The organism is Pseudomonas sp., assembly GCF_026224925.1.
Classification (GTDB): Bacteria; Pseudomonadota; Gammaproteobacteria; order Pseudomonadales; family Pseudomonadaceae; genus Aquipseudomonas.
The window spans coordinates 1-13,033 of record NZ_JAMFRV010000230.1 but is presented as its reverse complement, the minus strand read 5'-3'; the positions used below and the strand labels follow the sequence as shown (position 1 = coordinate 13,033).

The window sequence follows — 13,033 nt, the reverse complement described above, 5'->3', positions numbered from 1 at the left end:
GAATCAGCAGCTTACGATCTGCCCTCCAGTCCTGAGCCAACTTACAGCTCGGTGGCGAGCCATATTGAAGAAACCTTGCTGGGCTTGCTTGATGATTTGACGTTGCCAGAGCATCACCGGCCTCAGGCGATGGCGATGCGTACGCGCCTGGAAAAAGGGCTGAACTGGTATGAGTTGTTGCCGATTCTCGACGATCTTGCCGTCTTGATGTTGGCGATCAACGACAGCGGCCAGCACGACTTCGAGGTGTACCTCAAGCAACTCAATGAGCGTTTGGAAGCCTTCCAGAGCAACCTGCAAACCGCGGCTGACGATCACGCTGATGGCCGCTCCGTGGCGCGTGGCATGCAGAGCGAACTGCGTGAGCAGGTCGGAGGCTTGCAAAACAGTGTGCACGAAGCGGCTGACCTGAGCAGTCTCAAGCAAGTGTTGGAAAACCGTCTTGAAGGGTTGCTCGGCACCATGGATCAGCATCAACGGCAGCATGACCAGCGTGAAGAGGACATCGCCTCGCGGCTGCAAGGCCTGGCGAGCCGTGTTGCGACCATGGAGCAAGAGGCGCAAGGGTTTCGGGTGCATCTGGAAGAGCAACGACAAAAAGCCCTGGTTGATCCCCTCACAACGCTGCCCAATCGCGCAGCATGGACCGAGCGGCTACAACATGAAGTCGGTCTGTGGCAGAAGAATGGAAACAAACTGCTGTTAAGCATGATTGACCTCGATCACTTCAAGCGAATCAACGATAACTACGGCCACCTGGCGGGCGATAAAGTACTCAAGATTATCGCCAACGAGTTACGCAAACGCCTGCGACCGAATGATTTCATCGCACGGTTTGGTGGTGAAGAGTTCGTTTTGCTGATCCCCAATACGTCCGAAACCCAAGGCATAGCGTTATTGGATAAGCTGCGCGTCGCCGTCGAGGCATGTCCGTTCCATTTCAAAGGCGAGCCGGTAACGATCACGCTGTCCATGGGGATCACCGCTTTCAGAGTGGGCGAGCGCAGTGAGTCAGTGATTCAGCGAGCGGATCAAGCGCTCTATCGCGCCAAAAGCGAAGGCCGTAACCGGATCGAGCAGGGCTGACCGGCAAGCTATTTGATGAGTGGATATTTCAAATTGGGCATTAGTCTAGCGGGAATCCCCCATTACGTTATGCTATTGCATTACCTTGAAATGTATTCTGACCTGCCATGAAACTGCTCGCCTCGTTGGTTCTATTCATTCTCTTGACTGCTTGCAGCAGTCCCGGCCTGAAGCTCGACACCACTAAACCATCGGCCAACTTCGATGGTCGTGCCCAGTTCGTCATCGTTCACTACACGAGCGCGCCGCGGGAACGTTCTCTAGCATTGTTGACCCATGGTGAGGTCAGTAGCCATTATTTGATTGGCGATCAGCAGTCCCCGGTGGTCTATAAACTGGTCGATGAAAATTATCGCGCCTGGCATGCCGGCGAGAGTGAGTGGGAGGGCCGCACATGGCTCAACTCCAGCTCCATCGGCATTGAGATCGTTAACCCCGGCTATCGCGATTTGCCCACCGGTCGGGTCTGGTATCCCTACAGCGAAGGGCAGATTCAGGCGCTTACGCTGTTGCTCAAGGACATCGTCAAGCGCAACCACATCGAACCTCGCCACGTTATAGGTCACAGTGACATCGCCCCGCTACGCAAGCTTGATCCGGGGCCGCTGTTTCCATGGAAGCGTTTGGCGGAGCAAGGGTTGGGTGTTTGGCCGGATGCTAAGGCCGTTGCTCAGCGCCAGGCGTTCATGATGGACAACCTGCCAAGCGTCAGCTGGTTTCAGCAGCAATTGCTTGAATTGGGCTACGCGACACCGCAGACAGGCGAACTCGATACCGCTACACGCCGCGTCATCGCTGCTTTTCAAATGCATTACCGTCCAGAGCGCTTCGATGGGCAGCCTGATGTGCAAAGTGCCGCTATCCTCCAAGTGTTGAACCACCAAAACTAAATACGCTCGGTCTGTCCGATTGGTCGGGCTATTTTCCGACTTGTTGCTATAACTCAGTGGTATTCCTCGGGATATCCATTGATGGCTACGGCTGCAACACGCATCGCAAATTTACGTCCATGGTTGTTGGCATTGCTAGCGGCAGCGTTAAGTGCTGTCTTTTTATTGGGCGGCAGCTTGGGTTTGGCCATGCACCAGGCACGGCAAGACGAAAGCGAGCAAATGAATGCGCAAGGTGAGCGCTTCCTGGTTCGTCTGGAGCAGCTGTTTGGGCAGTTGCGTGAAGGTCTCGATCAATTGGAAGCGCAACCCTTGCGCACGTGCAGCCCGCAGATGCTCGACACACTGCGGCAGGTCAGTGTCAGCTATCGGTTTATCTACGAGGCGGCCTTCGTGGGCGATGGTCGCACCTGCTCCAGTTGGCCGAAACGGACAGAATTGAATCGCCCACGGGCGCCGGACATTCGCGGCCCTACCTACGATTATTGGCTCAATACTTCGGCTCAGCTCGATGACAACCTGGCGGCATTGATGCTAGGCAGAGGTGATTTCAGGGTGTCGACTTCCAGGGGGCACTTGACCGACGTAGTCGATTTGCCGGCCGGCGGCAGCCTTCTTGTTGTGCTGGACAAGGGCGTGAGAGCAGTCCCTGTATTGGGCCCTGCCCAAGAGTGGCCACCGACGCCGGATTGGTCTCCGTTGACCGTGGAAACGTTGGTCACAACGCCCACACAACTGATTTATCGCATGCCAACGCAAAGTCCTGAGTATCAGTTGGTGCTTATCACCCCACGCACTGCGTTGGGGCAGCCGTTAAGCAGCGCTTGGTGGTTCTTGGCGCCGGCCAGTATGCTCATTGCATTGTGCGTCGGCGTCTTGGTGTTGCAACTCATGCGGCAGCGTCAGTCTTTGGGCGGTGAGCTTGAGGGGGCTTTGCGCCGTGGCGAATTGCAGGTCCTGTACCAGCCTATATTCGACCTGAAAAGTCGCCGCTGTGTGGGTGGCGAAGCGCTGGTGCGCTGGCGACGACCGGACGGCAGCTTGACCAGTCCAGATTTGTTCATTCCATTGGCAGAAAATACCGGCCAAATTCGGCAAATTACTGATTTTGTGCTGCAGCAACTGCTGGAGCAGTTGGGCCCGTTACTGCGCGCCAATCCGCAGCTTTATATTTCAGTGAACCTGGCCGCCTGCGACGTGATGGCTCCCCGTATCGGTAAGGTGACCGCGCGGTTGTTGGCGCAACATAAAGTGTCACCCCACCAGATAGCCTTCGAAGTCACCGAACGCGGCCTGATCGACGTGGTGGTGGCGCGTAATCACCTGCAAGCGCTGCGCGATGTCGGCCATCAGGTATTGATCGATGATTTCGGTACCGGTTATTGCAGCTTGGCCTATTTGCAGACATTGCCGGTTGATTGCTTGAAAATCGACAAGGCGTTCATTGATGCGCTGGGGCACGATGCGGCCAGCAGCGGCGTCGCTCCCCACATCATTCGAATGGCCCACGCACTGCAATTGCGGGTTATCGCTGAAGGGATTGAATATGAAGCGCAAGCCGTCTTGCTCAGCAGTGAAGGCGTGAGCTACGGCCAAGGCTGGCTGTTCGCACGACCATTGAGCGCGTTGAAGTTTAGCGAATTGGTGACCGGCGGCAGGCGTGAGATAACCCGCCGCAGTGGCGATGTGGCATAGGAATCAGACCCAAACCCTGTAGAAACCAACAAGTTGGCTCCTACAGCGGCAATGCCATATAGAACTGTGTGCCTTGCCCCGGTCTCGAATAGACGCCCATTCGGCCACCGTGCAGTTGCACTATTTCCTTGCACAGTGCCAAGCCCAATCCCGCGCCGCCCTTCTTGCGTCCGACCTGGACGAACGGTTCGAATATCCTGCCTTGTTGCCCGTAGGCAATACCTTCGCCGTTGTCCTCAACGCTGACGATGACCCGTTCGCCGTGGCGTCTGGCTTGCAAGCGGATCAAGCCATTCTCGGGCGTGTGTCGTAACGCGTTATCCAACAAATTATCCAGTACTCGGTCCAGTTGTGCCTGGTCGGCGTGCAAGCGCGGCAATGGTTCCTGGACCTCCACGAGCAATATGATGTTTTGCTCGTCGGCTTGCGCGTAGAAACGTCCGCGCGCCTGCTCCAGTAAATCCTCAATGCCGCAAGGCGCGAGGCTGAGCTTCTTCAACCCGTTTTGATAGCGCTAAAAATTCAGCAGGTCGTTGATCAACTGCATCAAGCGTTGCATTTCTTCATTGACGGTATTGAGAAGATCGGCCTCGCGCGACTCAGGAGGATAATGCATACGCTCCTGCAATAAGCCGAACGCCATGTGCATCCCTGTCACGGGCGTTCGCAGTTCGTGAGAGGCGCGCAACACAAACTCGCTCCGCACCCGCTCGAAGGCACGCTGTTCTGTCACGTCGTGCAACACCATCACGGCACCCAGAATATGGCCCTTAGTGTGGCTGACGGGGGTCAGGCTATAGGTCAGTAGACGTGATTCGCCATCGACCTCGATAGCCAGGTCTTCAGGCGCACGTTCAAGGTTGCCACCGCGCAGGGTCAGATAAAGTTGTTCATCCAGTTCCGGTCGCTGCAATGCCTCGCCTAAACCTTGGCCCAGTCTATTTTCATCCCAGCCAAGCTGGCGCTGCGCCACCGGATTAAGGTGCTCCAGACGCCCTTGCCGATCAATCATCAGCAAACCATCATCAATGCTGTCGAGTACCGCTTGGAGTCGTTGTTGCCCTGCCAGCAGTTCATCGACATTGGTTGCCTGATGCTGGCGCAATGCGTCAGCCATGATCCCGAAACGTCGGGTCAGTAGGTTCATTTCTGCCGCAGACGAAATCGGCAGTGTGATCTCGAAGTTACCTTGGCCAATGTTATCGGCGGCTTTTGCCAGCGCTTCGATAGGCGCGCCAAAACGTCGGGCGATGCCATGGGCAGTGATAAAGCCAATGCACAGCACGGCGATGCCGACGAACCCGAGCAAACCAGCCACCCACAGTGCACGTTGCCGGGCCATATTTTGAGTTTGGCTAATGTTGTCCAATGCCTGCTTGTGCGAGTTGATCAGCTTGGTACGTAGCGCATTGAAGCTGTCGGTGAGCATGAGGTTGTCATGCAGTGTGGTGGGCTGTTGCTGAAGTCGATCGAAATCCTGCAAAAACCGTTGGTAGTCGATGCGCGCCTGGCTGAAACCGTTTTGCACGTTTTCTTGCGCATCGTGTTCGACGCCTTGGGCCAGCAGGTCCTGAAACACTTGCTGTGCCTGGCCGAGAGCGTCGAGATCAGGCGGGGTCTTCAGCATCAAGATCAACTGGTCACCGAGGTTCTGACGTAACTTCAGGCTTAGGTCCAGAGAGGCGAAATTGTGTTGAACCAATGACTCTTGGGTTTTAGCCATCTGCATGACGCTGACAAGGCCCAACAACAGCCCCAGCAGCGCGACGGTCATCAGCGCCGAGATACTCAGGAACAGGCGAGTACGCAACTTCATAGCCAGTTTCATGAGTTGGAAGTCATAAGTTGTATTGTTTGCGTTTGCGATAGAGCGTAGACGCGTCGATGCCTAAGGTCTTCGCGGCTTGATCAAGGGTATCGCTGGTGGCCAGAACAGCACCAATGTGTGCTTTTTCCAGCTCGTCCAGACTCATCGCGGCACCGACGCGCGGTGCATTATTGCTAGGTTGTTCGGCCATACCCAAATGACTGATCTCCACGCGTTCTTGCGGGCAGATAATGCTGGCGCGTTCAATAACGTTACGCAGTTCCCGTATGTTGCCTGGCCATCGATAGTTCAGAAGCGCCAATCGTGCCTCTTCGCTGAAGCCACGAGCGGGACGCGCGTACTCCTTGACGAAGCGGGCCAGAAAGCGGTCCGCCAAGGTCAGAATATCTTCGCTGCGTTCACGCAGCGGCGGTAAATGCAGGGTAATAACGTTCAGGCGGTACAGCAAATCCTCGCGGAAACGGCCATCGCGCACCATGTCTTCAAGGTTCAGGTTGGTGGCCGCGAGGATCCGCACGTCGGCACGGCGGGTCACCGGGTCACCCACGCGCTCGTACTCCTTATCCTGAATGAACCTCAGCAACTTCGGTTGCAAGGTCAGCGGGAAATCGCCGATTTCATCAAGAAACAGCGTGCCGGCGTCGGCTTGATTGACGCGCCCGAGGGTACTTTCGCTGGCCCCGGTGAACGCGCCGCGGCTGTGACCAAACAACTCGCTTTCCATCAGTTCGGCGGTTAGCGACGGGCAGTTGATGGTGACGCAAGACTTTTTGGCGCGCTTGCTCCAGCCATGAATTGCTCGGGCCAGCTCGCCTTTACCGGTACCAGACTCACCAAGAATCAGAATGTTTGCATCGGTGTTTGCGACCTGACGAGCCGTTTCCAGTACTGCCATCATCGCCGGGCTGTGTGAATCCAGGCCGTCTTTAGGTTTACGAACCTCGCCTTCCAGGGCTTCTAGCCGTGCCGACAACTGGCGAACTTCCAGTTGTTTGGCGGTCGCCAAGCGTAATTGGTCGGGGCTGCAAGGTTTGACCAGATAATCGGCAGCGCCCGCTTGAATAGCATCCACCGCAGTATCGACAGCTGAGTGGGCGGTGACTATCACCACGCGCATCCACGGCGCCTGAATGCGCATTTGCGCCAGGACATCCAAGCCGTTGTCTTCACCGAGCCGTAGGTCCAAAAAACAAAGGTCGAATACCTGGCGCTGAAGCAGGGTTTCAGCCTGGGCCGCGCTGTTTGCGGTGGCAACGGTATAGCCCTCGTCTTCCAGGCAATAGCGGAAGGTGCGGAGGATTGCGGATTCGTCGTCCACTAAAAGAATACGGCCCTGATGGTCAGTGGCTGTGTCCATATTCCTACGCTCCGCAATGAATGATCTTGGTTAGTCCCGGAAATATCGGGCAAGTTGCATGGTCAATTCTGATTGATTCCGCGCCTTGCATGGTAGCTCTGTGGCTATATAGTTCTTATCTTACTGATATTTATAGGTTTTTTACCTGAAAATAGACTGGCACGGTGCTTGCGGTCCTACAGGTACTGTCGTCAAAAACGACCTGCGCTTGTTTCACGGAGAAACGCTTTATGCATTTGCTGAAGAAAATTGCCCTGGCCACTGCAACAACCGCAGTGCTGGGACTAGCCCCTATAGCCGCGTTTGCAGCTGAAGAAGATCTAGCCAGTCAACTTACTGAGGCTCGGCAAGAGGGTTCCATCTGGACGGCGTTTGCGCTGAACAGGCACCTGAGTCCTTTTAAAATCGACGTCAGTGTTCAGCGCGGTACGGCAGTGCTTAAAGGCAAAGTCGAAAATAACGTCGACCGGGAGTTGGCCGAGCAAATAGCCATGGACGTTAAAGGCATCGATAAAGTCGACAACCAACTGGAAATCGACCCTACCGTCGCTGCCGAACCCGGAACCAAAACTACCATCGCCCAGCAATTCGAAGATGCGACGCTCACGGCAACTGTGAAGTCCAAGTTGCTGTGGAACAGCGTCACCGAGGCGCTGAATATCCAAGTGGACAGCAAGGTAGGTGTAGTGACGCTTAAAGGTCAGGCGCAAACTGCCGACGCCAAGCTGCTGGCTGGCAGCCTTGCGAGCAACACTGACGGTGTAACTAAGGTCAATAACCTCATCAGCTTAAGCGCAACGAACCCTTCCGCGCCCAAAGTGCAGCCAGGATCCACTGGCGCTGGGGAAGCGATCAGCGACCTTTGGATCACCAGCAAGGTGAAATCCAGCCTCATCTATAGCCGCAACCTCGACGGTATAAACATCAAGGTCGACACTAAAAACGGCATGGTTAGCCTAGACGGTGTTGTTGCAAATTACGCGGAAAAACAACTCGCCATAGAGATCACCCGAAACATTCGTGGTGTTCGTGGGGTAGACGCTGACGCCTTAAAAGTCATAACGGCGACGGCCAATTAAGTCGGGCTCATTCCGCCCACTCGTGTGAAATTAATCAATTGGAGAAACGCTATGAGCGAAGCACATACACAGCTTAACGAGCTCATTGAAATTACCCGCGATGGTCAGCGTTTTTATGAGCATGCCGCCCAGGAAGTGAAAGACCCGCGTTTCAAGACGCTTTTCCTGGAAATGGCTCAGGCCAAGACCGACGTGATTAGAGTGCTCTCGGTGGAAGTCGCCTCCGAGAACGAAACGCCGGCCGACGGTGGAACATTAATGGGCAAGATGCGCCAACTGTATGCCGACACCAAAGCCACGATGTCGAGTGATGACAGCGTGACATACATCGAGCAGCTTGAAGAAGCGGAAGACCGCATCCTGCACGCGTTTGAAGACGCATTGCAAAGTGCAGACCCAAAGGTGAAGGCGCTGGCGGCAGAGGAACTACCGCAGGTGCGGGCTGCGCATGATCGGATGCGGAACTTGAAGCGTGACACTCATTGATCGTTCAACGGCTACTTTTACCGCTCGGGCATCCTGCACGATGCCAATCGTTGCATCGTGCAGGATGCTTGCAGTCAAGTTTGGGATTATAAGTTAAGTAACTGATTTATATGAATAAAATTCAGGTAAAAAAGCTGGCACACAGACTGCAGTATGAATAAGTATCAGGATGAGCATTGAGCTCTCCGAACAAGAACAACCACTCGGGTGGAGGAGCTTCAGGATGACCAGCCAGCGTTTCGCTCAATTGCGTATTTCGCCTCTGCATATCCAGCAGGGCTTGTTTGCTAGCCTTGCCCTCCTCGTCACGTTAGTTGTCGGCCAACAATTCCAGCGTTGGGACAACCACCCAGAATCCGTCAGTGTCAGCCAGCAATTTTCCGCTGCGCATTCGTACTCGACGGTGAGTTCATCGCCCTCAAAAGCAATGGCTCAAAACTTTCAGTCAGCGCAAGCGACCGTGCCTGTGGTTGAAAAAAATCACACCCAAACGTGGGTGTTTTAAAGCGCTCGCTTCACTTGCGTGTTCTGACTAGACAACACACGACAAAACGAAATGTAAGGAGAATCACCATGTTGAGTTGGGCTGTTACATTCCTGATTATTGCTATCGTCGCCGCCGTCCTGGGCTTTGGTGGTATCGCCGGTACGGCTGCCGGAATCGCGAAGATTCTCTTCGTAGTTTTTTTGGTGCTGTTTGTAGCCTCGTTTATCTTCGGTCGTCGCGGCCGAGGTTGAAGACATGTTGAATAAGTCTTTGCAACGCAGATCATTGCAAATCCTTATGGCTGCCGCGTGCTTGAGCGGCAGCAGTTTTGCTGCCGCATCCAATGATGGTCAAACACGGGTCAGTGATCTCTTAAGTTCATCGCCTGAGTACCGCAAGTCCTGGATGCACGTGGTCAAGCAGGAGGAACGACTGCCCGATTGGGTAATCAACCTGTCGGGCACTTCGGATCCAATGTCAGCGGTTACTGAGCATGGCGGTAAGTATCTGGTCGGACCCCTGTGCGAGGCGCCGGACAGTTGTTTGAATAACCGGCTTATTGTTGCGGTCAGCTTCGATAAGAAGGATATCTATGCGATGTGGGTGCAAGTCCCGGCGGGCTTACCTGCCGACAAATCCCCCACTCGACACGCCGATTACCGTTTCCTCGGCAAGCCTGATAAAGGCATGCAGACCTTGCTGATGGAACAACTGAAGAAAGATCCGAAGTGGTATTGAGTGTTGGTGTGCTCATGCGGACACGCGGATTCGAGGTGACGCTGTAGGGCGCGACCTCATATTAACTGCGCCGCCCGAGGACGGTGCGCGCATGACCAAGGGGCCGGGTTGTTTTGATTGCGGGTGGATCGGAGCGACCTAGGGATACAGGGAGTATCTCCATTGATGTGGGCCGGGTCGGGGATGAGTGGCAACGCAAGCCCGTGATGTTGAGTCCGATATGGATTCGCCGGGCTTGCGAACCAAGACCCTATCGACCTTCTATCTAGATTTTCCTCCGGCAATTTGCTGATTCGTTTCAGCTAAGCGCCCCTGTTTTTTTTGACAACACCTCCGTCTTAATCTCCCTCCCTGCGCTACAAGCTACGGTTTCACTCGCTCGGCCGTTAAGTACTGCGTCCGTGGAGTCATTGCTGCAGCGACATCTGACAAAAAAATCCTTTGTAATCATGCCGATTCGGCATGAGGTAGGCGTTTACGGCATTAGACGTCGTGTCGCTGCGTGGGAATAGTTGCGCCTTTTTTCGCGTGCAACAGAGCTAGGACGCTCACCCGCACTGACCTTCTACTTGATATAAGGGTAATAACATGAAGAAGGCAAAGCTAAGCCTCGCCTGGCAGATCCTGATCGGTTTGGTACTGGGGATTGCAATCGGCGCCGTGCTTAACCACTTCGGAGCAGAGAAGGCTTGGTGGATCGGCAATGTTCTGCAGCCTGCAGGCGATATCTTCATTCGCCTGATCAAGATGATCGTCATCCCGATTGTGGTGTCCTCCCTCATCGTAGGCATTGCTGGCGTCGGGGATGCGAAAAAATTGGGGCGCATTGGCCTAAAGACGATTTTGTATTTCGAGGCGGTGACGACGATTGCGATCGTCGTCGGGCTGATCTTAGCGAATGTGTTTCACCCGGGCACCGGTATCGACTTGAGTACCTTGGGTACCGTCGATATCTCCAAATATCAGGAGACTGCTGCCGAGGTTCAACATGAGCACGCGTTCATCCAGACCATCCTCAACCTGATCCCGTCGAATATCTTTGCCGCCATTGCTCGCGGCGACATGCTGCCAATCATCTTCTTCTCGGTATTGTTCGGTTTGGGACTTTCCAGCCTGAAACCAGAACTGCGGGAGCCTCTGGTCACGATGTTCCAGGGCGTGTCAGAAAGTATGTTCAAAGTCACGCACATGATCATGGGTTATGCCCCGATTGGTGTTTTCGCCTTGATCGCGGTGACAGTGGCTAACTTCGGTTTTGCCTCGTTGCTACCACTGGCCAAGCTGGTGGTGCTGGTTTACTTCGCCATCGCCTTTTTCGCCTTTGTTGTGCTGGGGGGCATTGCCCGCTTGTTCGGTTTCTCGGTGATCAAGCTGATGCGCATCTTCAAAGATGAACTGGTGCTGGCTTATTCAACGGCCAGCTCGGAGACCGTGTTGCCGCGGGTCATTGAGAAGATGGAAGCCTACGGTGCGCCGAAAGCCATCTGCAGTTTCGTGGTGCCAACCGGGTACTCGTTCAACCTCGACGGCTCGACGTTGTACCAAAGCATCGCGGCGATCTTTATCGCTCAGTTGTACGGGATCGATCTGTCGGTCGGTCAGCAGCTCATGTTGGTGTTGACGCTGATGGTGACCTCCAAAGGTATTGCGGGCGTACCAGGTGTGTCGTTTGTGGTGCTGTTGGCAACCTTGGGCAGCGCAGGTATTCCACTGGAAGGCCTCGCGTTCATCGCGGGTGTCGACCGCATCATGGACATGGCCCGTACGGCATTGAACGTGATTGGCAACGCCTTGGCCGTGTTGGTCATTTCACGTTGGGAAGGCATGTACGACGATGCCAAGGGCCAGGCCTACTGGAACTCCCTGCCGCACTGGCGTAGCAAAGCGCCGCTGCCGGTGGGCCAATCAGTCGCTGACTGACGTTTCGGCCGTAACACAGACAAACCCCGGATTTCCGGGGTTTTTATTTGAATACAGTGCTGCTGCCTTCCCGAATGAATTCGGTCCTACAGGAGATTGCCGATACCTGGACCGAATTCATTCGGGAAGACGTCAAGCGATGCACTGATGTTTGGCTGATTTGTCGTTAATCCTCCCCACCGCTATCATCGCCGCATCTTCTGGGGGACTTTCTGATGCTCAATGGCCTATGGCTTGGCTTTTTTGTGGTGGCGACGGTGTCGGCGCTGGCGCAATGGCTGATCGGCGGCAATGCCGGAATTTTTGCCGCGATGGTTGAGAGCATTTTCGCCATGGCCAAGTTATCGGTCGATGTGATGCTCTTGCTGTTCGGCACCCTCACCTTGTGGCTCGGGTTTTTACGGATTGCAGAAAAAGCCGGGATTGTCGATTGGCTGGCCAAAGTGCTCGGCCCTTTGTTTCTGCGCCTGATGCCTGGCGTGCCTAAGGGCCATCCTGCGTTGGGCTTGATTACCCTTAACTTTGCCGCCAATGCCTTGGGCCTGGATAACGCGGCGACGCCAATTGGCCTCAAGGCCATGCGCTCGCTGCAAGAGTTGAACCCTAGCCCCACCACCGCCAGTAATGCTCAGATTTTGTTTCTGGTACTCAATGCGTCCTCGCTGACGCTGATGCCAGTAACGATCTTCATGTACCGCGCGCAACAAGGCGCAGTCGACCCGACGCTGGTGTTTCTGCCGATCTTGCTGGCTACCAGCGCGTCAAGCTTGGTCGGATTGCTGTCGGTGGCGTTTATGCAGCGCTTGCGCCTGTGGGACCCAGTGGTGCTGGCGTACCTGATTCCGGGTGCTTTGGCCCTCGGCGCCTTCATGACGCTGCTCGCCGGGCTTTCCGCAGCCGCGTTGGCTAGCTTGTCGTCAATTCTCGGCAACCTGACGCTGTTCGGCTTGATCATGACCTTTTTGCTGATTGCCGCTTTCAGGAAAGTGAAGGTTTATGAAGCGTTTGTCGAAGGCGCGAAAGAAGGCTTCGATGTCGCTAAGAACCTGCTGCCGTATTTGGTCGCAATGCTCTGTGCGGTGGGTGTATTGCGGGCTTCCGGCGCGCTGGATTTTGGCTTGGATGGCATTCGGCATCTGGTGCAATGGGTGGGGCTGGACACGCGCTTTGTCGATGCCCTGCCTACGGCCATGGTAAAACCGTTCTCCGGCAGCGCCGCCCGCGCCCTGTTGATCGAAACCATGAAGAACCAAGGCGTCGACAGCTTTCCGGCGCTGGTGGCGGCCACTATTCAGGGCAGCACCGAAACCACGTTTTACGTGCTGGCGGTGTACTTTGGCTCGGTGGGCATCCAGCGCGCCCGACACGCTGTCGGTTGCGCGCTGCTGGCGGAGTTAGCAGGTGTTGTCGCCGCCATCATTGTCTGCTTTTGTTTGTTCGGAAGAGTGTCGTTTTGGTTATGAGTTT

11 protein-coding genes and 1 pseudogene are annotated in these 13,033 nt (G+C 55.1%); 10 read left to right on the top strand and 2 right to left on the bottom strand.

All coding sequences use genetic code 11. From position 1 onward, the window contains the following. The 3 genes from M0974_RS09980 to M0974_RS09970 form a co-directional block, all read left to right on the top strand. Window positions 1-1,086, top strand: a 1,086-nt coding sequence (locus M0974_RS09980; protein WP_297835808.1) for a GGDEF domain-containing protein, incomplete at its 5' end; no start/stop codon positions are given. Window positions 1,087-1,193: 107 nt separating this feature from the next. Next, entirely contained in the window at window positions 1,194-1,976 is a 783-nt protein-coding gene (locus M0974_RS09975) for an N-acetylmuramoyl-L-alanine amidase (protein WP_297835805.1), read from the top strand. 81 nt (window positions 1,977-2,057) lie between these two features. Then, complete coding sequence (locus tag M0974_RS09970; protein WP_297835803.1) at window positions 2,058-3,671, top strand: EAL domain-containing protein; 1,614 nt, start codon at window positions 2,058-2,060, stop codon at window positions 3,669-3,671. Window positions 3,672-3,711: 40 nt separating this feature from the next. Here M0974_RS09970 and M0974_RS09965 read toward each other — a convergent pair. Then, a pseudogene (locus M0974_RS09965) lies at window positions 3,712-5,499 on the bottom strand (KinB sensor domain-containing domain). 10 nt (window positions 5,500-5,509) lie between these two features. Then, window positions 5,510-6,856 (bottom strand): sigma-54-dependent response regulator transcription factor AlgB, encoded by a 1,347-nt coding sequence (gene algB / locus M0974_RS09960; protein ID WP_297835801.1) that lies wholly within the window; start codon window positions 6,854-6,856, stop codon window positions 5,510-5,512. Window positions 6,857-7,086: 230 nt separating this feature from the next. On the opposite strand from algB, the gene M0974_RS09955 reads away from it, so the two are divergent. The 7 genes from M0974_RS09955 to M0974_RS09925 all read left to right on the top strand — a co-directional run bounded on the left by M0974_RS09955 (window position 7,087) and on the right by M0974_RS09925 (window position 13,029). After that, on the top strand, window positions 7,087-7,935 hold the full coding sequence (locus tag M0974_RS09955) for a BON domain-containing protein (RefSeq protein WP_297835800.1): 849 nt from the start codon (window positions 7,087-7,089) through the stop codon (window positions 7,933-7,935). 51 nt (window positions 7,936-7,986) lie between these two features. Then, window positions 7,987-8,421 carry a PA2169 family four-helix-bundle protein gene (locus M0974_RS09950; RefSeq protein WP_297835798.1) on the top strand — a complete coding sequence of 145 codons (435 nt, stop codon included), beginning with the start codon at window positions 7,987-7,989 and terminating at the stop codon, window positions 8,419-8,421. Window positions 8,422-8,644: 223 nt separating this feature from the next. Then, complete coding sequence (locus tag M0974_RS09945) at window positions 8,645-8,926, top strand: hypothetical protein (RefSeq protein WP_297835796.1); 282 nt, start codon at window positions 8,645-8,647, stop codon at window positions 8,924-8,926. A gap of 68 nt (window positions 8,927-8,994) precedes the next feature. After that, window positions 8,995-9,159 (top strand): DUF1328 domain-containing protein, encoded by a 165-nt coding sequence (locus tag M0974_RS09940; protein ID WP_297835794.1) that lies wholly within the window; start codon window positions 8,995-8,997, stop codon window positions 9,157-9,159. A gap of 46 nt (window positions 9,160-9,205) precedes the next feature. Then, window positions 9,206-9,646, top strand: a complete 441-nt coding sequence (locus M0974_RS09935; RefSeq protein WP_297835810.1) for an inhibitor of vertebrate lysozyme family protein — start codon at window positions 9,206-9,208, stop codon at window positions 9,644-9,646. Window positions 9,647-10,234: 588 nt separating this feature from the next. Continuing rightward, window positions 10,235-11,566 (top strand): glutamate/aspartate:proton symporter GltP, encoded by a 1,332-nt coding sequence (gltP, locus tag M0974_RS09930; RefSeq protein ID WP_297835793.1) that lies wholly within the window; start codon window positions 10,235-10,237, stop codon window positions 11,564-11,566. A gap of 215 nt (window positions 11,567-11,781) precedes the next feature. Beyond that, on the top strand, window positions 11,782-13,029 hold the full coding sequence (locus M0974_RS09925; protein ID WP_297835791.1) for a nucleoside recognition domain-containing protein: 1,248 nt from the start codon (window positions 11,782-11,784) through the stop codon (window positions 13,027-13,029). Window positions 13,030-13,033 lie beyond the last annotated feature (4 nt).